The sequence below is a fragment of the Acinetobacter sp. AR_0276 genome (genome assembly GCF_003000705.1).
GTDB classification, from domain to species: Bacteria; Pseudomonadota; Gammaproteobacteria; order Pseudomonadales; family Moraxellaceae; genus Acinetobacter; species Acinetobacter nosocomialis.
This window is the reverse complement of record NZ_PSQO01000004.1, coordinates 278,430-302,364: the sequence shown is the minus strand read 5'-3', so window position 1 is coordinate 302,364 and position 23,935 is coordinate 278,430. Positions and strand designations below refer to the sequence as shown.

At 38.2% G+C, this 23,935-nt stretch carries 21 protein-coding genes; 13 read left to right on the top strand and 8 right to left on the bottom strand.

The window, feature by feature from the left end; all coding sequences use genetic code 11:
- Positions 1-3: 3 nt before the first annotated feature.
- From leuE to CSB87_RS02305, 3 genes are all read right to left on the bottom strand, one after another.
- A complete protein-coding gene (gene leuE, locus CSB87_RS02315) occupies positions 4-654 on the bottom strand; it encodes a leucine efflux protein LeuE (RefSeq protein ID WP_031952719.1) in 651 nt (216 codons plus the stop codon).
- A 72-nt stretch (positions 655-726) separates the two neighbouring features.
- Positions 727-1,716 carry a transaldolase gene (gene tal, locus CSB87_RS02310; RefSeq protein ID WP_005123786.1) on the bottom strand — a complete coding sequence of 330 codons (990 nt, stop codon included), beginning with the start codon at positions 1,714-1,716 and terminating at the stop codon, positions 727-729.
- A gap of 130 nt (positions 1,717-1,846) precedes the next feature.
- A complete protein-coding gene (locus tag CSB87_RS02305) occupies positions 1,847-2,740 on the bottom strand; it encodes a LysR family transcriptional regulator (protein ID WP_031952717.1) in 894 nt (297 codons plus the stop codon).
- A 90-nt stretch (positions 2,741-2,830) separates the two neighbouring features.
- Here CSB87_RS02305 and aceI point away from each other — a divergent pair, with 90 nt between their 5' ends.
- Positions 2,831-3,265, top strand: coding sequence for a chlorhexidine efflux PACE transporter AceI (gene aceI, locus CSB87_RS02300; RefSeq protein WP_004701059.1), 435 nt, complete (start codon positions 2,831-2,833; stop codon positions 3,263-3,265).
- Between the two features lie 67 nt (positions 3,266-3,332).
- Here aceI and CSB87_RS02295 read toward each other — a convergent pair whose 3' ends face one another.
- The gene (locus CSB87_RS02295; protein WP_031952713.1) at positions 3,333-4,901 is read right to left on the bottom strand and encodes an acetyl-CoA C-acetyltransferase; all 1,569 of its coding nucleotides are present in this window, start codon (positions 4,899-4,901) and stop codon (positions 3,333-3,335) included.
- Positions 4,902-5,136: 235 nt separating this feature from the next.
- Between CSB87_RS02295 and CSB87_RS02290 the strand changes: the two genes are divergently transcribed.
- The 3 genes from CSB87_RS02290 to CSB87_RS02280 all read left to right on the top strand — a co-directional run bounded on the left by CSB87_RS02290 (position 5,137) and on the right by CSB87_RS02280 (position 8,788).
- Entirely contained in the window at positions 5,137-6,528 is a 1,392-nt protein-coding gene (locus tag CSB87_RS02290) for a 3-oxoacyl-ACP reductase (protein WP_004886646.1), read from the top strand.
- A 74-nt stretch (positions 6,529-6,602) separates the two neighbouring features.
- Entirely contained in the window at positions 6,603-7,457 is an 855-nt protein-coding gene (locus CSB87_RS02285) for a MaoC family dehydratase (protein WP_031952710.1), read from the top strand.
- 71 nt (positions 7,458-7,528) lie between these two features.
- Positions 7,529-8,788, top strand: a complete 1,260-nt coding sequence (locus tag CSB87_RS02280) for a serine hydrolase domain-containing protein (protein WP_031952709.1) — start codon at positions 7,529-7,531, stop codon at positions 8,786-8,788.
- Positions 8,789-8,841: 53 nt separating this feature from the next.
- Here CSB87_RS02280 and CSB87_RS02275 read toward each other — a convergent pair whose 3' ends face one another.
- Positions 8,842-9,420 carry a TetR family transcriptional regulator gene (locus CSB87_RS02275; protein WP_002053659.1) on the bottom strand — a complete coding sequence of 193 codons (579 nt, stop codon included), beginning with the start codon at positions 9,418-9,420 and terminating at the stop codon, positions 8,842-8,844.
- 126 nt (positions 9,421-9,546) lie between these two features.
- Here CSB87_RS02275 and amvA point away from each other — a divergent pair, with 126 nt between their 5' ends.
- The 5 genes from amvA to CSB87_RS02250 all read left to right on the top strand — a co-directional run bounded on the left by amvA (position 9,547) and on the right by CSB87_RS02250 (position 18,531).
- On the top strand, positions 9,547-11,025 hold the full coding sequence (gene amvA / locus CSB87_RS02270) for a multidrug efflux MFS transporter AmvA (protein ID WP_106105021.1): 1,479 nt from the start codon (positions 9,547-9,549) through the stop codon (positions 11,023-11,025).
- A 256-nt stretch (positions 11,026-11,281) separates the two neighbouring features.
- A complete protein-coding gene (cpaA, locus tag CSB87_RS02265; RefSeq protein ID WP_031952703.1) occupies positions 11,282-13,063 on the top strand; it encodes a metalloendopeptidase CpaA in 1,782 nt (593 codons plus the stop codon).
- Between the two features lie 22 nt (positions 13,064-13,085).
- On the top strand, positions 13,086-13,700 hold the full coding sequence (cpaB, locus tag CSB87_RS02260; protein ID WP_031952701.1) for a metalloprotease secretion chaperone CpaB: 615 nt from the start codon (positions 13,086-13,088) through the stop codon (positions 13,698-13,700).
- Between the two features lie 123 nt (positions 13,701-13,823).
- Entirely contained in the window at positions 13,824-15,977 is a 2,154-nt protein-coding gene (locus tag CSB87_RS02255) for a DNA polymerase III subunit gamma/tau (protein ID WP_106105020.1), read from the top strand.
- 325 nt (positions 15,978-16,302) lie between these two features.
- Positions 16,303-18,531, top strand: coding sequence for a phosphocholine-specific phospholipase C (locus CSB87_RS02250; RefSeq protein WP_031952690.1), 2,229 nt, complete (start codon positions 16,303-16,305; stop codon positions 18,529-18,531).
- Between the two features lie 49 nt (positions 18,532-18,580).
- On the opposite strand, the gene CSB87_RS02245 is transcribed toward CSB87_RS02250, so the two are convergent.
- Both CSB87_RS02245 and CSB87_RS02240 read right to left on the bottom strand, forming a co-directional pair.
- Positions 18,581-19,015: an acyl-CoA thioesterase gene (locus CSB87_RS02245; RefSeq protein ID WP_031952689.1), complete on the bottom strand. Its 435-nt coding sequence runs from the start codon at positions 19,013-19,015 to the stop codon at positions 18,581-18,583.
- A complete protein-coding gene (locus CSB87_RS02240) occupies positions 19,015-20,172 on the bottom strand; it encodes an iron-containing alcohol dehydrogenase (RefSeq protein WP_031952688.1) in 1,158 nt (385 codons plus the stop codon). Before CSB87_RS02240 ends, CSB87_RS02245 begins: the two co-directional genes overlap by 1 nt.
- Positions 20,173-20,466: 294 nt before the next feature.
- On the opposite strand from CSB87_RS02240, the gene CSB87_RS02235 reads away from it, so the two are divergent.
- The 3 genes from CSB87_RS02235 to CSB87_RS02225 all read left to right on the top strand — a co-directional run bounded on the left by CSB87_RS02235 (position 20,467) and on the right by CSB87_RS02225 (position 22,828).
- Positions 20,467-20,826 carry a YcgJ family protein gene (locus CSB87_RS02235; RefSeq protein WP_212752011.1) on the top strand — a complete coding sequence of 120 codons (360 nt, stop codon included), beginning with the start codon at positions 20,467-20,469 and terminating at the stop codon, positions 20,824-20,826.
- A gap of 281 nt (positions 20,827-21,107) precedes the next feature.
- The gene (locus CSB87_RS02230; RefSeq protein ID WP_106105019.1) at positions 21,108-21,629 is read left to right on the top strand and encodes a cysteine hydrolase family protein; all 522 of its coding nucleotides are present in this window, start codon (positions 21,108-21,110) and stop codon (positions 21,627-21,629) included.
- Between the two features lie 54 nt (positions 21,630-21,683).
- A protein-coding gene (locus CSB87_RS02225; RefSeq protein ID WP_085944219.1) for an IS3 family transposase occupies positions 21,684-22,828 on the top strand; the annotation gives its coding sequence in 2 pieces (ribosomal slippage) (positions 21,684-21,948 and positions 21,948-22,828; 1,146 coding nt in all).
- 308 nt (positions 22,829-23,136) lie between these two features.
- Here the strand turns inward: CSB87_RS02225 and CSB87_RS02220 are convergent.
- On the bottom strand, positions 23,137-23,610 hold the full coding sequence (locus tag CSB87_RS02220) for a winged helix-turn-helix transcriptional regulator (protein ID WP_002052120.1): 474 nt from the start codon (positions 23,608-23,610) through the stop codon (positions 23,137-23,139).
- Between the two features lie 62 nt (positions 23,611-23,672).
- Here CSB87_RS02220 and CSB87_RS02215 point away from each other — a divergent pair, with 62 nt between their 5' ends.
- On the top strand, positions 23,673-23,900 hold the full coding sequence (locus tag CSB87_RS02215) for a tautomerase family protein (RefSeq protein ID WP_004886667.1): 228 nt from the start codon (positions 23,673-23,675) through the stop codon (positions 23,898-23,900).
- The last annotated feature ends 35 nt before the right edge of the window (positions 23,901-23,935 follow it).

Genomic DNA, 23,935 nt, shown 5'->3' with positions numbered 1-23,935 from the left:
AATTTACATGGTTGAAGTGGCCAGCTTTAAACCGAACCCAAAAAATAAAATACCAACTAAGAAAATTCCGCTTGCTGCAATTTTATGATTTTGCTTAAAAAATGCTGAGAGTTTAATTCCAGAGAAAATGAGCGCTGTCAAATAGCTAAAACTAATAATTTGTAAAATTACCGCTAAGATTAAAAAACTTAAAGCTGGATAAGCGTAATCTGGATTAATAAACTGAACAAAGAAAGATAAGAAAAATAAAATTGCTTTAGGGTTAAGTAAACTAATACTTAAGGCAGTTTTGTAAGGGTGAATTTTATCTAAAGTAGGTAAATCAGCCATTTCGGCTTGTGTTTGATTACGTAATTTCCAGCGTTGAATACTGCCTTGTAAAAGTTTAAACCCTAAATAGGACAGATAAAGTGCACCAACGAGTTTAAGAATAATAAAAACCCAAGGGAATGCTTTTAATAAAGAAGCTGCACCTAATACGGTACATAACATTAAAATAAGATCACCAGTAAAAATACCAAGTGCACCCATATATCCAGTTTTAATACCATAGCGTGAAGCAATTGACATCACATAAAGGGAATTGGGTCCGGGTAATAACACAATTAGGAGTGTACCAATAATATATGTTGTTAGATCTGTTATGCCGAACACGAGAAACCCAATAAAAACCGATTTTTGTCATGATAACAAAAATCGGTAATTTTGTATGAAAAGTGCAGTTTTTTAAGATTTAATTTCTGCATCAATTCCAAAGGATTGACGTAATAAAAGGCTTAATTGATCTCGCGCTTTAATGAAGCCATCAACACCACCTTGTAAAAGTTGGAAAGCCATTAAGTCATGATTGAGTTCGTCTTTAAAACTTTGTTCGTTCTGAGCTGGTCTAACAATCGCTTCTGCCTGTTTTGCTTTGTTTGCATCAAGTGCTGCATCGACTGTACGCGTATCTTGTTCAAGCTGCGTTAGTAAGCTTGGTGAGATCGTAAGCAAATCACATCCTGCAAGGCCAAGCACTTGGTCGATACTACGGAAGCTCGCGCCCATGACTTGAGTTGGAATATTTTGCTGCTTGTAGTAAGTGTAGATTTTCTTAACTGAAACCACACCTGGATCTTTCTCGATTGGGTAAGAATCTACACCTTCAGCTTTTTTGTACCAGTCTAAAATACGGCCTACAAAAGGTGAGATTAAAGTAACTTTGGCATCTGCACACGCTTGGGCCTGATGTAAACCGAAAAGGAGAGTGAGGTTACAAGCAATCCCTTCAGCTTCTAAGACTTTAGCCGCTTGAATACCTTCCCAAGTCGATGCAATTTTAATAAGAATACGTGACTGATCAATACCATAACCTTTATAAAGCTCGCATAATTCATGTGCTTTTTGAATGGTCGCTTCGGTGTCGTATGAAAGGGCAGCATCAACCTCTGTTGAAACTCGGCCTTCAATGAGTTTTAAAATTTCTACACCAAATTTTACGGTTAAAATATCAATGGTTCTTTCAATCAGTTCATCATTTTTATAGCCTTCTTCTTTGGCTTGATAATAAGCGTCTTCAATGAGCTCTTTACTTTCAGGTTGTTCTGCCGCAGCGGTAATTAACGAAGGGTTCGTTGTAGCATCTAAGGGACGAAATTTACGAATTGCTTCAAGGTCGCTACTGTCAGCAACAACGGTCGTTAATGTTTTTAATTGGTCAAGTGCTGTATGAGTCATTGATATTCAACATCTTCAATAAAAAATCTTATGTTTTCTTTATAGCACAAACTCTATCCATACTGTCGATATATCAATTGTTATGTTTCAAAGAAAAACGTTTAGGTTCTGCATCTAAATTGAAATGATTTTACGGAGCTGGTTGCATTCGCTTATTACGAATATAGTCAATCAAAAACCGTGCAGCAGCACCGAGTTCACTTTCGCGGCTCCAGACCAAATCAACGTAATATTCAAATCGAGGCGTAAAATCAAATACATCTAATGCTTTAAGCTTATTGTTTAACCCAGGATTTTCTTTAAACATCTCTTGCGGAAGTACGCCCCAACCTAAATTACGTAAAATCATTAAGCAAGCAGAGTGGTGGTTGTCTGTACGCCAGTAATGTTTTGAAAATAATAATTCGGGTTTTAATGTTTCATCTCGACTTGCCACCACAATTTGTCTTGTACCTAAAATCTGCTCATATGAAACATGCTCTTGGCTTGCGAGCGGATGGGTTTTTGAAATAACAGGAATTAAGGCTTCACGTTTGAGTTCAACAAACTGTTCTCTATTGTCTAAATGCTCACGTTCAAACATAAGGGCCAGTTGGGCAGATCCATCTAACAACATTTGAAGCGCATCTTCTTGAGGGGCAGACACAATATTAATTTGTAGATCGGGAAAGCGACTTTCTAGCAGGCAAACATAGTCGGTCCAATTGGTATGTAGCAGCTCAGACACCACAACAATAGTAAGATTAGGTTCCAGCCCAGTACTTAATGCATGCGCGTGCTGTTTCCATTGATTCATTTCAATCAATAGTTGCGCCGTTTTTTCATATAGCACTCGTGCTTCGGCTGTAGGAGTAGGTTCGCGGCCTTTACGTTCAAATAAAGTCAGGTTCAGATCAATTTCTAAATTAGCAATCGACATACTCACAGCAGAGGGGACTTTACCGAGTTTCCTTGCCGCTGCTGAAAATGAACCTGTTTCCATAACGGCTTGGAACATGAGAAGTTGTTCTTGATTAATATTCATCTGTCAAAAAAATTGAAAGAACCTGATTGGATTAATCAAAATTATAAAAATAAAATGCACATTATCCAAGTTATTATTGAGTATTTAAAAATGTTGATTTCCAAGAGAAGACTCATTCATGCAATCAGTTATGAAGGAATTTTGTTGGTCATCATTGCGATTGCATTAAGTTTTATTTTTGACATGCCGATGGAAGTGACCGGAACACTTGGTGTGTTTATGGCAGTGGTTTCAGTTTTCTGGAATATGATTTTTAACCACTATTTCGAAAAAGTAGAGCATAAATATAATTGGGAAAGAACGATCCCTGTACGGATTTTACATGCGATTGGTTTTGAGGGTGGTTTGCTGATTGCGACTGTTCCAATGATTGCATATATGATGCAGATGACAGTGATTGATGCATTTATTTTAGATATTGGCTTAACCTTATGTATTTTGGTTTATACCTTTATTTTCCAGTGGTGCTATGACCATATTGAAGATAAGTTTTTCCCTAATGCTAAAGCGGCATCACTTCATTAATTCACATAGATTGAAATAAAATAAGCACCCAGATGGGTGCTTATTTTATTAGGTCGATAAATAGAAATTATTTTTCTACAATCGCCACCACACCTTCACCACCTGCTGTACAGATCGAGATTAATGCGCGGCCTGAACCTTTTTCATTAATCAATTTAGCTGCAGTAGCCAAGATACGACCACCAGTTGCAGCAAATGGGTGACCCGCACCTAAAGATGAACCATTTACGTTCAATTTAGAACGGTCAATTGAACCTAAAGGTGCATCTAAGCCAAGACGTTCTTTACAGAATTTTTCATCTTCCCAAGCTTTTAAAGTAGAGAGTACTTGAGATGCAAATGCTTCATGGATTTCGTAGAAATCGAAGTCTTGCAGTTTAAGGTTAGCACGCTTAAGCATACGAGGTACTGCATAAGCAGGAGCCATCAATAAGCCTTCTTTAGGACCGTTCTTACCAATGAAATCAACAGCTGCTGTTTCTGAGAAAGAAAGGTAAGCTAAAACTTCATGACCGTTTTCTTTTGCCCATTCTTCAGAAGCAAGCAATACAACAGACGCACCGTCAGTTAACGGAGTTGAGTTACCAGCTGTCATTGTTGCAGTTTCGCCTTTACCGAAAACTGGTTTTAACTTAGCAAGTTTTTCAACTGTACTGTCCGGACGTAAGTTGTTGTCACGGTTAAGACCTAAGAATGGAGTCATTAAGTCATCAAAGAAACCGCGGTCATAAGCAGCAGCAAGTTTTTGATGGCTGCTTGCAGCTAGTTCGTCTTGTGCTTCACGAGTGATACCCCATTCTAAAGCAGTGATTGCTTGGTGCTCACCCATTGAAAGGCCAGTACGTGGTTCACCATTGCTTGGTGCATCAAGAAGCTTTTTAAAATCAATTTTTGTTAAAGCTTTAAGGCGGTCTTTACCAGTTTTAGCAACATTAAGCTCAAGTAAAACTTTACGTAAACCATCACCTACAGCAATTGGCGCATCAGAAGTGGTATCTACACCACCTGCAATACCTACGTCGATTTGACCAAGGGCAATTTTGTTGGCAACGACAAATGCTGCTTGTAAACCTGTACCACATGCAATTTGAATATCATAAGCAGGAGTTTCAGGAGCAAGATCTGTACTCAATACAACTTCACGAGTCATGTTGAAATCACGGCTGTGTTTTAAAACAGCGCCCGCAACAACCTCACCAATACGCTTACCTTGTAAATTAAAGCGCTCAACCAAACCATTCAATGCTGCTGTCAGCATGTCAGAATTAGACGCTTTAAAGTAAGCAGTATTTGAACGTGCAAATGGAATACGGTTGCCACCAAGGATTGCAACGCGGCGAACAGTGTTTTGACTCATGGTTTTATCCTGTTGAACAGAAGTTTTGGTTTTTGTTGCTTTTGGTGCTGCAGCTACATTTGAAGATGTAGACGGGGTTGCTGAAGCAGCGCTCTTACTACGAGGGCTACGTGCAGGTGCAGTCGTTGAACGAGTACGTGTCGTTTTTGATGTATTAGTTGCTGCTTTAGGAGTAGTGCTGTTACGCTTAGCCGTGTTAGAAGCCGACTTTGATGTATTTGACACTTTTTCCTGAGCAGAATTCTCGACTGCTGGATTTTCTTGAGTTGTTTTGCTCATAAGGCTTTTCCAAGCATAATAACGATATTCTTGTAAGCTACCTTAACACAATTCAAATAGACCTGTATTGACTAGAATGACATTGTAGATAGCATTCAGGTCAAGACATCAAAAGATGAACTCAAGTATGATTTGGAGTAACTCTAATGAACGACTGCTTTCATATTGTTTCTTTCCATCTCATAACATAATGAAGCCTGTCGTAGAAAATTCATTTCTTTGAGAGATAATAATCATGACTGATCAATACCAAGCATTTACGCAATCTCCTATTGGTAAATTCGTTGTTAAAAATCTGGGTTTACCATCGCCAGTTGTATTAGAGCGTTTTGAAAGTGCTCAGCCAGTAGTGAATGGTGCAGTATTGGTTGGCGCAGCGCCGTCAAGTGTTTTGTCTGGTGCGATTGCACAAGTACTTAGCAATATTCATGCTGACAGCTATGTAGGCAATAATGTTGCATTACAACAAGAAGCTGCAAAAGTTGGTTTAAATTTACGTCCATTCAATGCGGGCGATAAAGAATCAAAATTCAAAGCAGTTGTATTTGATGCATCTGGTATTCAAAACTCAGAACAGTTAAACGAACTTTATAAATTCTTTAATCCGATTGCACGTCAAGTTGCGACTTCTGGTCGAGTGATTGTGATTGGTACAACACCTGAAACTGCAAAAACTGTAAAACAGGCAATTGCTCAGCGCGCACTTGAAGGCTTTATCAAATCTGTAGGTAAAGAATTTAAAAAGGGTATTACTGCTCAAGTTGTTTATGTTGATGAAGGTGCTGCTGCAAATCTTGAATCAACATTACGTTTCTTGCTTTCTCCACGTTCAGCGTATGTATCTGGCCAAGTAATTCGTGTATCTAAAGCAGATGTGGTGGATGTTGATTGGGCAAAACCACTTGCTGGAAAAACTGCGTTAGTAACTGGTGCAAGCCGTGGTATTGGTGAGGCAATTGCACACGTGTTGGCACGTGACGGTGCTCATGTTATTTGTCTAGATGTACCACAACAACAAGCTGACCTTGACCGTGTAGCTGCTGACATTGGTGGTTCTACATTGGCAATTGACATTACAGCTGCTGATGCGGGCGAAAAAATTAAAGCTGCTGCGGCAAAACAAGGCGGTTTAGATATTATTGTTCATAACGCAGGTATTACACGTGACAAAACTTTGGCAAACATGAAGCCAGAGCTTTGGGACTTGGTCATTAACATTAACTTGTCTGCTGCTGAACGTGTAAATGACTACTTATTAGAAAACGATGGTCTAAATGCAAATGGCCGTATTGTTTGTGTATCATCAATTAGCGGTATTGCGGGTAACCTTGGTCAAACCAACTATGCTGCTTCAAAAGCTGGTGTAATCGGTTTAGTGAAATTTACTGCACCTATCTTAAAAAATGGTATTACCATTAACGCAGTAGCACCTGGCTTTATCGAAACTCAAATGACTGCGGCAATTCCGTTTGCAATTCGTGAAGCAGGTCGTCGTATGAACTCAATGCAACAAGGCGGTTTACCTGTTGATGTGGCAGAAACAATTGCATGGTTTGCATCAGCTGCTTCTACAGGTGTAAATGGCAACGTTGTACGTGTGTGTGGTCAAAGCTTGTTGGGCGCTTAAGCACTCTTAGCTAAATAGGGGTGCTTGTGCATCCCTTTTTTATTCAAGAATCTATAAATTATAAAAGGTTAGGTATGAATACTCGTCATTTTAGCCAACTACCAAAAGCGGCATTGGCTTATCCAAAAGTAGTACAAGGCTTAATTTTTAAAAAGCCGCAGGGGCCAAAAATCTTACCACAAGTTGAATATGTGGTAGACCATCTTGAAATTGATCAAAGCCATCTCAAAGCTTATAACGAAGTATGTGGCTTTCAAAATAATGGCTTTGTACCGGCAATTTATTTGGCTGTGCTTTCTCAAAGTTTGCAAATGCACATGATGACAGCAGAAGCCTTTCCATTTCCAATTTTAGGTTTAGTGCATATCCGTAACCAGATTAAACAAACCAGACCAATTGGTGTAACTGAAAAACTCACTCTGTCATGTAAATTTGGGGAACTAAAACCACATGATAAAGGTGTTCAGTTTGACTTTATTACTACGGCAAAAGTTGGCAATGAAGTAGTGATGGAAGGCTTAACGACTTATTTATCTCGTCAAAAAGTCGAGAAAAGAGTAGGTGAGAAAGCTAAAGAAGAACAAGCGCCAGCTTATGTTCCAAAGGCCCAGTGGGATATTTTAGAAAACACAGGCCGCCGTTACGCGAAAGTGTCTGGTGATTTTAACTTAATTCATATTCATGCCATTACTGCAAAAGCATTTGGCTTTAAGCAAGCAATTGCACATGGTATGTGGAGCAAAGCTAAAGCACTAGCGAATCTTGAATTACCTAATGCTTATGAAGCAGATGTCTGGTTTAAGCTACCAATGTTCCTACCATCAAAAGTTGAGTTTTTAACTGCCAATACAGACAAAAAGACTGACTTTTTGATTCGTAATGCAAAATCGCAAAAACCGCATGTTGCAGGAACAGTAAAAGCATTATAAAAATATCAGCAGCCTGAACACAGGTTTGGGCTGCTTTTGAGCAAAATAACAAAAAATGCAAGGAACTTCATGTGATTAAAGAGATTTTACTGGCCGATACCCATAACTATCACGGTATTTTAGATGAACGTTTTATTGATTTAGCTCACCAGTTCAGCCGTCTTCAAGATGCTAGAACAGGACAAGGTGGAGCTGCTTTAGCGGTTTATTTTAGAGGTCAGAAAGTTGTAGATATCTACACCGGTCTAAAATCACAAACTGAAGCTTGGCAACCTGATACTTTGGCAGTTTGCTACTCTACAGGGAAAGGTGTACTTGCAACCTTAGCACATATTTTAGTCAGTAAAGGTTTTTTAGACTATGACAAACCGATTGCGACTTACTGGCCTGAGTTTACTCAGAATGGTAAAGAGCAAATGACTTTGCGTCATGTGTTGAGCCATCAAAGTGGTATGTTTGATATTCGAAATATTATTGAAAGTGCGAGGGAAATGCTCGACTGGCGACATATGTTGGATGTAATGGCTATTTCCAAGCCAAGATTCATTGTCGGACAGGGCAATGCATATCAAGCCTTAACATTTGGTTGGCTTGTCGGTGGCGTGCTTGAAAAAGCAACTGGTCAATCTTTAGATCAGCTCATGCAAAAATATCTCGTTGAACCGTTGCAGTTAGACGGTGTTTATTTTGGTACACCTGCAAGCGAATTGGATCGAGTAGCACGATTAATTATTCAACCAAAACCAGAAAAACCAGCACCTACTCAAGCTGAAAAACCTAACAAACCTCAGCCGCGCAAAAGTTCACTTTCTGAAAAAATGATTACTTGGACTGGACAAGACCCGCAAGATTTTCAGGATGCTATGATTCCAAAAGGAATGAAGAATTTTAGTTTCTTTAGTGATGAAGGATTGCAAGCTGTTATTCCAGCAGCAAATGGCACATTTACTGCGAATAGTCTTGCTAAAATTTATGCGATGCTGGCAAATAAAGGCGAATGGGATGGACAGCAACTCATTCGCCCAGAAGTATTTAAAGAGCTGAGTACCATTCAAAGTTATGCACGTGATCGTGTCATGCCAATACCGATGAATTGGCGCTTAGGATATCACCGTATTATTACGATGGGTAAACGTGCTAAAAATGGCTTTGGGCATATTGGCTACAATGGTTCAGGGGCATGGTGTGACCCTGAGCGTGATCTTAGCTTTGCTTATACACATAACTTCCAGATTGGTTCAATCACGGGCGATTACCGTTTGTGGGGGCTTACTCAAGAAGCCTTACGTTGCACCGATCAAGTTTTAAAAGGACGTAAAGGCTGGTTCTAAGTTTTATATAATCAATAAATGCTGGTGTTTTTAATAAATGCCAGCTTCAATATTTATAATAATTCTAGACGAATAATTGCTTCGGTATGACGCTTAAAGTCGTTTTCAGCTAAACCTTGTAATCCAAGTTGATAAATACCTTCTAATCCGCACACAAAAGCAATGAGTCGCCATGCTATGTCTGTTGAATTAGATATATTTTTAAATTCGCCTTCTTTCTTACCGAGTTCAATTGCTTGCACAATAGATTCATGCCAACTTTGCATGGCAAGGTTATAGGCCTTTTGTATTTCTGCATCTTGTTCAATCAAGAGTTCTGCTTCATTCCATAATCGTAAATAGGGCTGAAGTCTGTCTATGTTTTCTGCGCCTAATAAGATGAAGAGTCTTTGAAATTGGCTGGTTGTTTGGAGGGTTTGTTCAATTTCATCAAGTTGTTCCATCAGCTTTAAAAAAGCTTCAGCTTTTAAATGAGATGCCGAAGAAAAATGATGATGAACTTGTCCGGTTGAGGTTTGTGCTTCTGTTGCGATTCTACGTACCGTCATGGCTGTAAAACCTTCAGCCAAAGCAACTTGCATGGCAGCTTGCAAAATCATTTCTCTGCGTTGATCGCGATTAAGATAGGCCATGTTTCTTTCACCTGACTGAATTCGACACAAACTACATTAAATTTAAAAATTGGACAAGTGTCCAATTGTGTATATAATAACCATGATTTGAACACATGTCCAATTTTTGGATATTAGAAGAATGTTATGCAAAAGAAATGGTTAATCCTGACAATTATCGTCCTTATTTATTTACCTGTGACAATTGATGCAACAGTGATGCATGTTGCTACACCGACTTTAAGTGAAGCATTAAATTTAACTGCCAATCAGCTTTTATGGATCATTGATATCTATTCACTGATTATGGCGGGTTTAATTTTGCCGATGGGTGCACTTGGTGATCGTATCGGCTTTAAAAAATTATTATTTATAGGAACTGCCGTTTTTGGTATTGGTTCTCTAGCTGCGGCTTTTTCTCCAACGGCCTATGCCTTAATTGCTTCACGTGCTGTTTTAGGCCTAGGGGCAGCGATGCTTATTCCAGCCACTTTATCAGGCATTCGTAATGCCTTTACCGAAGAAAAGCAGAGAAATTTTGCACTCGGTCTCTGGTCTACAGTAGGTGGCGGTGGAGCAGCTTTTGGCCCGCTAGTTGGTGGGTTTGTGCTGGAACATTTCCATTGGGGAGCTGTATTCCTGATTAATATCCCGATTATTTTAGTCGTTCTGGTTATGATTGTAATGATCATTCCTAAACAGCAAGAAAAAACTGATCAGCCAATTAACTTAGGACAAGCTTTAGTTTTGGTGGTAGCCATTTTAAGCCTCATCTATTCAATCAAATCGGCTATGTATAACTTCTCGGTACTTACAGTCGTGATGTTTGTGGTGGGCATAAGTACTTTAATTCACTTCATTCGAAGCCAAAAAAGAACGACCACGCCAATGATTGATCTGGAATTGTTTAAACATCCAGTGATTTCTACCAGCATTGTCATGGCAGTTGTTTCCATGATTGCGTTGGTTGGCTTTGAATTACTACTGTCTCAAGAGTTGCAGTTTGTCTATGGATTTTCTCCATTACAGGCAGCCATGTTTATTATTCCATTTATGACCGCAATTAGTTTAGGTGGTCCACTAGCAGGAATCTGTTTAAATAAATGGGGACTTAGACTTGTATCTGCTGTTGGTATTTTAATAAGTGCACTCAGTCTCTGGGGACTTGCCCAACTTAACTTTTCGACTGATCACTTTTTAGCGTGGACGTGTATGGTCTTTTTAGGCTTTAGTATTGAGATTGCCTTACTGGCTTCAACTGCTGCCATTATGTCATCTGTACCCCCACAAAAGGCGAGTGCAGCAGGTGCGATTGAAGGTATGGCCTATGAGCTTGGCGCTGGTTTAGGCGTCGCTATTTTTGGTTTGATGTTGTCTTGGTTTTATAGTCGCTCAATTAGTTTACCGGCCGAGCTTCCGTCAAACTTAATTGAAAAAGCGAGTATTTCAATTGGTGAAACTATGCAATTAGCATCTAGCCTTGAAAAACCTTTAGGAGAGCAATTAGTTGCGGTTGCGCAGCAAGCTTTTAGCTATGCACATAGTTGGGTGCTTACTATCTCAGCCATTTGTTTCTTCCTGTTAACTGTATTTGTCTGGTTTAGTTTTCCTAAGAAAGTAAACTAAAATAAAGGGTAAAAAGAGAGATTTATCTTTCTTTTTACCCTCAAATGTCTTTTTAATATTTTCTTTATATTCAATTTAGTTATTTAATTCTCATAAACAAACTATTATTTAATAAATTTCATGTTTTTATTTCAAAATGATTCAAACATCATCTTATTGAAATTTAATAAAAAATTAATGATTTGAAAATTGACTGCAAAAAAATGGTTTGTTAACCTGCTATTCGAAAATCTAAAAACAAATAAAAGAGGCTACTGTGAATTTTAAATTAAAAACATCACTTATTATTGGTGCAATTGTTGCATCTTCACTTGTATATGCTGCAACCGTACTCTCACCAAATCAGAATAATAATAGTGGATCAATTCCGACGGGTTATTCAGATTTAGAGTTTTCTTTAGCTAATGGAAATTGGGTAAAAAATCTCTCTTTACCAACAAATGCTAATAATTCAGACAAAATTACAATTCGTTCTAGTGCTGCTTATAGTAGTTATTTAGACACTTCTAATACGAATATTCCGTTAGAAGTGTTGAAGATAAATAGCGGAGATATCTATCAATTCATTTTTAATAGCAGTCAAAATAAATGGATTGCTCAGCTAGCGACGGTTAGTCCTACTACTGGGGCTAACTATGAGTTAATACCGTTAACGACTGCAACCATGCAAAAAGTACTTATTCAAGATGGCAAATGGGCACAAACCATAGCTTTACCAAGTGATGTGCGTGACGGAACAACCGTACAAGTTGTTTCTACAGCAAGTGTAAGTTCGGATATTGATAAAACCAACTTACTATTCCCGAGCAGTTTTATATTAAAAAATGGCTCTGAATATTGGTTTAAATATTATTCTGCTTTAGGAAAATGGGTGCCAGAATATATAAAACCTCAGAAGCTAAATGTTCAGCAAATTGGAACATCTTTAGCAGCAGTAAATAGCCCACTTACCGAAATTGCATTTGGAGATGGAAATTGGGTTTCTAATTTCACTTTACCTACCACTGCAAATGATCGGGATAGGATTATTATCAAGTCTACTGCAACTTGGTCTGCAAAAATTAATAATACCAATGTTAATAGCCAGGCGACCTTAACCCTTAAAACAGGCGATCAGTATGAGTTTATGTATGTAAGCGACAAAGGCTATTGGCAGCTCATCTCTTCACCAACAAAAGTGATTGATTCAACGGCAACAATTCCTGCAATTTTACCGAATATGACCCAACCCACTTTAAAGGTAAAACTGTCTACATCCAATTGGCAGCCGACCTTGCAGCTACCAGCTCAAGCTCAAGTCGGAGATAAGGTGGTTATTGTGTCGAATGCATCGGCCGACACCTATATTAATGCTGCTAATGGTTTGTCGACAGCAATTAAAAATGGTGAAAACCGCCGTTTTATTTATACTGCTCAAGGCTGGACAGTAGATAGTTATACAATTGATATGTTGTTGGTTTCTAGCCCAGAAGTAAACTCAATTTTAGGTGAGAGTGCAGCAAAACTTAGAATGATTGAAGGCGTAAATTTAACAAACTTAACCGCTGAAAATTCAAATGCACGTTTTTACTTAAGAGATGTGGGCTATTTAACTTATAAAATCCCAGCTACTACTTTAAAAGAAGCAATCTCGACTGGACGAGATGACACGACGGTACAAAATGAGCGTAAACGTGTATTGGCAGACGGTGTTTATTATCAAGGTAATGAACCAGGGGATGGCGGTTGTGGCTGGGCTTGGATTAATGCTTCGGCATATAACATGATTGGTGCAAATGATATTGCAGGTTGTTCTTTTGCAGCCATGCGTCATGAAGTTGGGCATAATCTTGGTCTATATCATAATGGCTCAACCAATATCGGTTCAGGTTTTGCTCATCCCTTAGGTAGTACTGCAATGGGTGGCAATAATATTAATTTTTATTCTAGTCCATACCTTTACAATCCTAAATATGGTGTTCGTTTGGGTGAAGAAGGAAAAATTGATGCGGTTAGTGTGATTAACCTGAACGCACAAAAAATTTCTCTATATAACTAATCTCTATTTTTAGCTGTAAATAATGAAGAAAAATAAGTTGTTAATAGGAACTGCTATCGCTTGTGTGGCGTTAGCAGTTTTAGTCTGGTTTGCTTTTTCACAGCAAAGCTCTTCTGCTTTAACGTTCTCTCCAGAAAGTCGGCAACAATCTGGGGCAAAAATGATAGAGAGTCAAAATATTCTGAATTTGAGTCCGTCAGAAAAAGAAAGGTTGTCTCAGCAACAAATTGTTTTTAATGAAGTAGAAAAAGATCAATTGCATTCTAAAGCTAATTTTCCCTTGCTTAAAAATGCTAAAGGTATGGCCATTAAATATGATCCAAATGTGATCGAACTTAAAAAAGTCGGGGACACTGTTAAATTTCAGATGTTGGAATATGGCATTAATCGTACAGGGAAAATTGTAGAGATCGAACCTGTTGATCAGGATATTATTCGATGGACTGGTAGATTTGATCAAGGCGATCCGAACCAAAATTTCTTTACCATTACTCAAAGTCAAAAAGACCACTATACGATCATGCAAATTTTTACCGAGAAAGGAAATTATTCGGCTGAAATTAAAGATGGTGTCGGGTTGGTACAAACTATGGATGAGGGTGTTACGGATCAAGAATTACATCATGATCATCCATAAAGGAATAAATGATTTTGGTAGAGAAAAGAAGCCAGTTCGCAGTTTATCTGTACGGATATGAGCTTTATGCGTTCACACTCTTTTAAAAACAAAGTATGCTTATGCCTGTAACAAGGAGCATACATGTATCAAGTACTTGCTAGAAAATACCGTCCACGTAATTTCAATGAGTTAGTGGGACAAAACCATGTTTCTCGTGCATTAAGTAGTGCATTGGAACGCGGTCGTCTTCACCATGCTTATTTATTTACAGGAACGCGTGGTGTAGGTAAAACTACAATCGCCCGTATTTTAGCCAAGTGTTTGAACTGTGAAACAGGTGTGACTGCTACACCATGTGAAGTCTGTGCAACCTGCAAGGCAGTAAATGAAGGCCGTTTTATTGACTTAATCGAAATTGATGCTGCTTCAAGAACAAAAGTAGAAGATACGCGTGAACTTTTAGATAATGTTCCTTATGCGCCAACGCAAGGTCGTTTTAAAGTTTACCTGATTGACGAAGTACATATGCTTTCTACGCATTCTTTTAATGCGTTATTAAAAACACTAGAAGAACCACCAGAACACGTTAAGTTTCTGTTTGCAACGACTGATCCGCAAAAGCTACCAATTACGGTTATTTCACGTTGTTTACAATTTACTTTAAGACCTTTAGCGGTAGATGAAATTACCAAACACCTTGGCGCTATTCTTGAAAAAGAACAGATTACTGCTGATCAAGATGCAATTTGGCAAATTGCTGAATCTGCTCAGGGTTCACTGCGTGATGCGCTATCATTAACTGACCAAGCCATAGCTTATGGCCAGGGTTCTATACATCACCAAGATGTGAAAGAAATGCTTGGCTTGATTGACCGTACGATCATTTATGATTTGATTTTAGCGGTTCATCAAAACCAACGTGAAAAAGTAAGTCAGTTATTACTCCAATTTAGATATCAAGCCTTAGATGTATCGTTAGTGCTTGATCAGCTCATTTCAACATTACATGAGTTAGCTTTATTACAGTATTTACCAGAGCTTGGCTTAAAGTATAGTGAAGAAATTAATGCCAAAATTCTTCAACTTTCTAAGTTAATTTCTGCTCAAGATTTGCAGCTTTACTATCAAATCGCATGTAAAGGCCGTTCAGACTTGCAACTTGCCGTAACGCAAGAGCAAGGTTTTGAAATGTGTATTTTACGCTTATTGGCTTTCCGTCCTTTAGCACCAAATGAAATTTTAGTTTCAGAGCCTGTTCAACAAAATGAGCAAGCAGTGGTAGGGCTAAATCAACAAGTTGAGCAAACTGCTCAAGAGATTACTCCTGTGAGTGCTGTTCAGCCTGTTGAAGTTATTAGCCAACCCGCTATGGTTGAACCTGAACCTGAACCTGAACCTGAACCTGAACCTGAACCTGAACCTGAACCTGAACCTGAACCTGAACCTGAACCTGAACCTGAACCTGAACCTGAACCTGAACCTGAACCTGAACCTGAACCTGAACCGCAGTCTAATCAGGATTTAATGGTATTTGACCCAAATCATCATGAGCTGATTGGGCTTGAGTCAGTACCTGTTCAAGAAACGATTAGTGTTCTAGAGGAAGATTTTATTCCGGTACCAGAACAAAAGGCAGTACATGTTCAGGCTGAAACCCAAGCCAAGCAAACTGAACCTGAGCCAACATTTACTGCTGAGTCGCAAGGTTTGTTTGAAACATCTGATACTGAATTTTCTCTGGGTCAAGATGCACCTGTAACTCATGATTTGGTTTCTGAGCCTGTTATTGAGCAGCAAACATTGGTGCAAGCCGAAGTGGTTGTTGAAACTGCTACAGTTATCAAAGAGTCTAGTGCAACTGATAACGCGCAATTGATGCCTCAGGATATTTTGAAGCTTTCTGCTCAAGTTTTAGAAGGCGAGTGGACACTTGAAAAGTGGGAATATTGGTTTAGAAATAGTCAGCTTTCCCCAGCCGTTCAAGAACTTGCTCAACATGGTGTGATGACTGGTGAAATTGGAGGCAATACGATTTTCCATATTCCTCAAGAATATGAAAATATGTTAACCCAATTACAGCAAGGCCTAATTGACGCTTTAAAGCAACAATGGGCAGATACACAGTTTACAGTTGAATATGGTGCAGTTCATACATCTACACCTTATGTTATGCAAAGCATTCGTAAAGAAAAAGCTTTCCATAGAGCGACAGAGCTATTACAGCAACAACCCGTTATTAAAAGCCTTATAGAGACTTTTGATGGTGAATTACAAAATATTCAATTAAAGCCTTAATTCCAATTGAGTTTTGATTTGGTGAAAAATATGGAAATAATAGAATTTTCATATTTTTCACTGGATTGAAATATTCAGGTCACGCCACTGTCATTGTACTTTTCTATGTTAGCCATTTTAGATTTTAAAATGGACTATATATCGTCATGAAAAGGCAATGTACAGGAATAACTTCCTTTAAATATTCATATTTCTTACTAATCGGTGCACTCTTACTGAGTGGTTGTAACGACTCTGCAAATGATAATTCGAATACACCAGACACAGGTAAAAAGCCTGTAATGCGCTGTGCTCCATAACCTTAAATAATAAAAAGAATTTGATCATGATTACACGTCGTAAATTTTTAAATTACTCTTTAAATATGGGCTTTGGTGCTGCAGCGTTGGCGGCTTTCCCATCAAGTATTCAAAAGGCTCTAGCAATTCCTGCAAATAATAAAACGGGCACCATTCAAGATATTGAGCACGTTATTATTTTGATGCAGGAAAACCGATCTTTTGATCATTACTTTGGTACGTTAAAAGGCGTTCGAGGTTTTGCTGACCGCTTTACAATTCCTTTGCCAAATGGTCGTAAGGTTTGGGAGCAGCTTAGACGCAATGGGCAAGTTTTAACGCCTTTTCATTTAGACGGTACAGCCAATAATGCACAGCGCGCAGATGGTACGCCGCATACGTGGAATGATAGTCAGTTGGCTTGGGACAATGGCCGTATGGCGAACTGGCCAACCCATAAAACTGATATATCCATGGGCTATTTTAAAGAAAAAGAAATTCCATATCAGTTTGCACTTGCCAATGCCTTTACGATTTGTGATGCCTACCATTGTTCCATGCACACTGGAACAGATGCGAACCGATCTTTTCATTTAACTGGTACCAATGGGGCAACACCGACTAAGCGTTCATTTGTAAATAATGAATGGGACTGGATTGATGGTAATCCCGCTACGGCAGATCGTGGTTATACATGGAAAACCTATGCTGAACGCTTAGAAGAAGCAGGTGTTAGCTGGATTTGCTATCAAAATATGCCGGATGAATGGGGCGATAATATGTTGGGTGCGTTCCGTTCTTTTAGAAAGGCCAACATTGCATCCGGTTATCCCGTTTCAAGCGGTGGCGAGCCGAATAAACCGTATGCCGATACGGGTCAAAAACTACCGTATAAAGCCTATGATGCGGCTACTGATAATGCCAAAAATCCACTATATAAAGGCATTGCCAATACGCTACCGGGCAATAAACCAGAAGAGTATCTTGACGCTTTTAAAAGAGACATTCGTGAAGGGAAGTTACCTCAAGTTTCTTGGATTAATGCGCCATCAATTTACTGTGAACATCCGGACCCTTCAAGCCCGGTTCAAGGGGCATGGTTTATTCAAGAAATTATTGATGCTTTAACTGCTGTACCAGAGGTGTGGAGTAAAACAGCACTACTTATTAACTTCGATGAAAATGATGGTTACTTTGACCATATGCCATCACCATCTGCTCCATCACGACTTGCAAATGGACAATATGCTGGTAAATCAACATTAAGTAGTGCTGATATGCAGGATGAATATTTTGATCATGCTGCGCCTGAAGGAAGCCATTCTCAGCCTACACCTGATGGACGTGTTTATGGTCCGGGCCCGCGTGTTCCTTTATATGTGATTTCTCCATGGAGCCGTGGTGGTTGGGTAAACTCGCAAGTGTTTGACCATACGTCCGTGCTCATGTTCTTAGAAAAACGTTTTGGTGTAAAAGAACCGAATATCAGTCCATACCGCCGTGCAGTGTGTGGTGATTTGACCAGTGCATTTAACTTTAAAACACCAAATGCAGATGTTTTACCGCAGCTTAATGGTAAGCAAACCCGTGTGCAGGCAGATGCGCTAAGGGAAAATCAAGAAGCTTTGCCAGCTGTTCCCGTACCAACTGACATTAAATTACCAATTCAGCAAAGTGGCATACGTCTATCGCGAGCGCTACCTTATGAGTTGCATACCAGTGCACGTTGTAGCACTGATGGCAAAGTGCAATTGATTTTTTCTAATACAGGTACGCAAGCAGCGGTTTTTCATGTTTATGACAAACTTAACTTAGACCGTATTCCAAAGCGGTATATTGTCGAGCCGAATAAAACACTAGATGATGAATGGGATGCTTTAAAAGATAACTTAGGCCGTTATGACCTATGGGTACTTGGTCCAAATGGCTACCATCGTCATTTTAAAGGGGATACTCAACGTATTATCGATAGTGGCGTTAAACCTGAAATTCGAGTGTGCTATGACATCGCGAATGGTGATGTGTATGTCGAACTCATAAATGAGGGGACCAAGGATACAATTCTGACGGTAAAACCTTGTGCATATCGACAAGATGCGCCATTACAACTGACCGTAAAAGCGGGAGAAGTTGTTAAACAACATTGGGCCTTGGCTGATGTTGGGCATTGGTATGATTTTGAAGTAACTAATCAGAGTGATCCATATTATTACCGACGTTTTGCTGGCCGGGTCGAAACAGGGGAAGACTCTTTTAGTGATCCTGCAATGATGTAAGTTAAGACGAGGCAAAAAGAGCAAATTATTTTCTTTTTGCCTCATCTTTTTATAATAAAAAATTATCTAAAACTTTACGAACTGACTCGGATATTGGAACAGTCTTGCGCGTTTCGCGATCAACAAACACATGCACAAAATGTCCTTGAGCTGAGGCTTGGTCTTGACCTTGTTTAAAGATTGCCAATTCATAGCGTAAAGAGGTTGTACCAATTTTACCAATCGCAACGCCTACTTGAATAACTTCTGGAAATGATAACTCTTGAAAAAAGCTACATGCTGAATCGACGACTAAACCAATTGATTTCGCTTTATGAATATCAAAACCTGTTTTTTGAATGAGTAAAGCATTGGCAGCGGTATCGAAGTAGCTATAGTAAGTCACATTATTTACATGACCGTAAATATCATTATCGGCCCAACGAGTTTGAATATCTAAAAAGAACTTAAATTGATCACGGGTTTTTAAAACGGGTTTAGTCATTAATAAATCGCCTGATAAATTGCTAAAGCAGCGGCTTCTGTCATATCACGTGGGTTGTTTTGTAGTAAGCGGGTTTGCAACATGGCATCTTGAGCAAGTCTTGGTAAGCTAGACTCTTCAATACCCAAATCACTAAGTTTTAAAGTCAAACCGCTACGGTCTAAGTGATTTTGCATATGGTCAATAAACAGATCACATAACCCATCGGTGCTGCCATTACTATATGGATCTAGCCATTGCATAAGTTCTGCATAGTATTTTTTTGCATTCGGCGCATTAAATTTTAAAACTTCAACCAGCACTAAAGCATTGGTATGTCCATGCGATAAATGAAAATGTCCACCCAGTGGGTAAGCTAGAGCATGCACAGCTGCAACAGGTGAGTTAGCAAATGCCTGACCTGCAAGCATTGAGCCGAACAGCATGTTCTGACGTGATTCTAAATCATTACCATCTTTAAGAACTTTCGGTAAATTATGGTTCAATAATTTCAGTGCATGTTTGGCTAAAATATCGGTATAAACATTTTTTTTGTGTTTAGAAGTATATGCCTCAATGGCATGGACCATCGCATCGATACCAGTTGCAGCGGTAATATGTGCTGGAAGGTTTTGAGTAAAAGTTGCGTCAAGAATTGCTGTATCAGCATATAGTACTGGGGAAACAATCCCCATTTTTGTTGTCTCGCCAGTAGTTACAATTGAGATAGGCGTTACTTCTGAACCTGTGCCCGCAGTAGTAGGAATCAATATAAGTGGTAGGCGAGTGGTTGTTACTTGGTTTACACCATACATCTCTTGCAAACTTTGAGTTTGATCAGGATGCGAGAGCAAAGCGATTACTTTTGCCACATCCAAAGAGCTACCACCTCCAAAACCAATAATGACATCTACATTTTGCTGTTTTGCATAATTGGCCGCATCTAAAACGACTTGTTCTGGCGGATCAGCCTGCACATCTGCATAAATGACATATTCTATATTGAGGGTATCTAAAATTTGCAGGATGGGACGGTGTAATTGGTTTTTAACCATACCAGCATCTGTGACTAGCAATAACTTACGGTAAGATTTTGGAGACAAAACATTCTGTAATTCTTGTATAGAGCCTAAGCCAGAGATGATATTTGGAACAGTTTGAAATTGAAAATGGCTCATATACATTATTTCCTTATTCTTGAAAATTATTGTTGAACGGTTCTATTCAATCTTTAAGTAACTTAGCATAAGACGCTTTAAAATAAAGTAGTTCTGAGGCAATTATGTTGAGGGTTGTGTGAGGTGAGCACTGTTTGTATGTGCTCGAAGAGGAATATTTAACAGGTGTACAAGTTATTTAAAAGGCCATTGAACCGTGGGCTTTTTGTTATTTGTGGCCTTGTGTAGATTTTCGAGCAGGCTAGTAATTTTATATAATGTCTTAACAATTTATAATTTTATTCGGTTCTAAAAATGAAAATTTCTAAAACTTTACTTAGTGTTATTGGATGTACTTGCTTCATGCTTAGCTCTGCAGCGATGGCGAAAACTAACTCTGGTGTATATTCACCTCAAAAGGGTGTCATTTGTGATAAATACATTTGTGCGGACAAAAAAGGCGTCTCTAAAAAACTTACAGCTAAATATTTAGGTCCTTATAAAGCGAATAAAGCTTTCTCTCAAGGCGATTTAGATACTTCAGCATTTACATTCTCAAATGGTGTGTTTTGTGATACCAAAACAAAGCTATGTCATGTCGATCGATACTTTCAAAATGGGCATCGTAGCAGAATTGATAAAAATATGACTGATAAATTATTCAAAAATAAATAATTTCCCCGTCTTAAATAAGGTTTGACTAAAACGATCAATAACTTAAAAGACAAAATTTTGTGTTTTAAGAAAAAATTATGCTATGTTTAAATACGCTTTAATGATGAGCAAGTTTAATTCATGAACTGTCTACCAAAAAAAATCAATACCACCACCACGACCTTTAAAAAAGGCTGCGTGTGATTTTTTATTAGAGCGACTTAATAAGATACCTCAACCCAGCCAATAATGGCTGGGTTTATTTTTCTCTGCTCATTATTGGCTTTTTTCAGAGAAAGATTATGGACCAAAGTTATAACTCAAAATCAGTTTTACTCATCATTGATATGCAAAATGGACTATTCAAAGCAAAGTCGACGCCATATAACCATCAATTTGTACTTTCAAATATTCTTAAGTTGATTAATTATCACTGTTCCAATAACAAGCCAATTATTTTTGTCCGTCATGTTGGCGAAAAAGATACGCCTTTAGATCCCGATAGTCTAAATACTCAGTTGATAACAGAGTTATCTTGCAATCCAGATAAAGATATTGTCATTGAGAAAACCTACCCGAGCAGTTTCAAGCATACTGTCTTAAAAGAATTATTAGAGAAACTTGATATTGATGAAATCATAGTGACTGGGATGAAAACGGAATATTGTATAGATACGACTATTAGAGCTGCTTCAGAGTTTGGATACAAAGTAACTTTAATCTCTGATGCCCATACAACATTTGATTCTACGGTTTTAGATACGCAGCACATAATTGATCATCATAACCAAGTTTTAAACAAAGAGGTGGATCAGGAAATTTGAACAACACTTATAAGTGATATTTTGCTCCCCAAATGATGTTATAAACATCAATATATGGAGTATTTTATGGCACGTAGACCAAGAAGAAATCATTCAAATGATTTTAAAGCTAAGGTAGCACTTGCTGCGATTAAAGCAGAAAAAACACTTGCTGAATTGAGTGCTGAATTTGATGTTCATCAAAACCAAATTATCGACTGGAAAAATCAACTGATTTCAGCTTCCTCGCAAGCTTTCGATCAATCAAAAGCTCCAACAGAACCACCCATCGATCTAAAAAAACTACATGCAAAAATCGGTGAGCAGGCATTAGAAATTGATTTTTTAGAAGGTGTGTTGAAGAAACTGGGCCGCTTCAACCACAAAAGTTAATCGATGACTCACTTCAGATTTCAGTATCTAAGCAAGCTCAGCTGCTGAAAGTCTCCCGTGGTTGTTATTACTATCGCCCAAAACCTGTGAGTGCATCAGATCTGAAGCTGATGCGGTGTATGGATGAGTTACATATGCAATACCCTTTTGCAGGTAGCCGTATGATGCGTGATTTGTTGAATCGTCAAGGACATCATATAGGACGACGTCATACACGTACTTTAATGAAGAAAATGGGCATTAATGCGTTATATTGCAAACCAAATTTAAGCCAGGCTAATCAAGCTCACCGCAAATATCCATATCTGCTCAAAGGATTGGCTATTCAGCGCAGTAATCAAGTGTGGTCTACGGATATAACGTATATCCCTATGGCAAAAGGCTTTGTTTATTTATGTGCTGTGATTGATTGGCATAGCCGCAAGGTACTTGCGCATAGAGTATCGATTAGTATGGAGGTTACATTTTGCATAGAAACATTAAATGAAGCTATTGAAAAATATGGTCGACCTGAAATATTTAATACAGACCAAGGCAGTCAGTTTACCAGTGATGCATTTATTGATGTATTGAAATCAAATGACATCCAAATCAGCATGGATGGTAAAGGTCGATGGGTTGATAATGTGATGGTTGAACGATTATGGCGGAGCGTTAAATATGAAGAGGTGTATCTCAAAGCCTACAGCAATGTTTTGGATGCGAAGAAGCAATTAAACGCATATTTTGAATTTTATAATTTGAAACGACCTCATTCGAGTCTGGACAAAATGACTCCAGATGAGTTTTACTATGACCAGCTACCACAACAAAATAAGGTAGCTTAACTAGAGCAGAGTATCACTTATAAATAAGCTTTTAGTTGTTCAAACATGTGGGACCACCTCTCAATGCTTTTGCTAAGGTAAAAAGTACTGAAGAGTTTTTCCATTAAATAATGATTATTAGCTATTGGTAGGGTTTTAATTGTTAAGTATTTCTGTAAAATTGAGATGTTGCCTTAAACAACAATAAACCTTAATGATCAGCGCAAAGTCATAAGGGGAAGCCTACTTGAAAGAGTAGGCTTTTTTTATATTATCTATAAATATCTTTGGTTAAGGCTTAAACATAAAAGAGGAGGACATACAAAAATTTATTTCTTATGGCTACGATGAGTTAGTTTCAGTTCCAAATGATTAAAATCTATAACTTGGTCAGATGAATCAACAAGTTTCAATTTGAGTTCATCATCTGAATTTTTCTTAAAAACTTTAACGACATCCCGATCTGCTTCAATAAAATTACCGCCAGATTCAAGCATAGCAAGCAAAACAATATTTAGGCTTTTACCTTTTTTGGTAAGTAAATATTCTTTACGTTCCCTTACACCTATTTCTTTATAAATAGATAACTCAAATATTTCTAATTCAATAAGATGTTTGAGACGATTAGATAAAATTTGTTTTGATATTCCTGTATTTACTAAAAAATCATTAAATTTTGTTACTCCATAGAAAGCTTCTCTTAACAAGAGGATTGTCCATCTGTCATTCATTATTTCAGTAATTTTAAAGATTCCACATACATCTGCGGGAAATTTATGGTCTGGAATAATTTGATTTGACATTAGAGGAAGCTCCAATTAGGATGGGTCTATAATTTAGACCTAGCATTAATTCAGGTAGCATTATGCCATTTATAAATATACAAACTATAGAAGGTTTACTCGATAAAGACAGTAAGGCCGAACTTTTTAAACGGATAACAGACTTATTTGTAGAAATAGAGGGTAAGGGTAATCCTGCTTTTCGAGAGCATGTTTGGATAAGAATTGATGAATATCCACCTGAACAGTGGCAATTAGGTAGCTTAAGTCCAACAAAACAAATGATTGAGTTAATGACTTCAGCAAAATGATTTGTTTAAAGCCCTTTAAGTAGGGCTTTTATAAT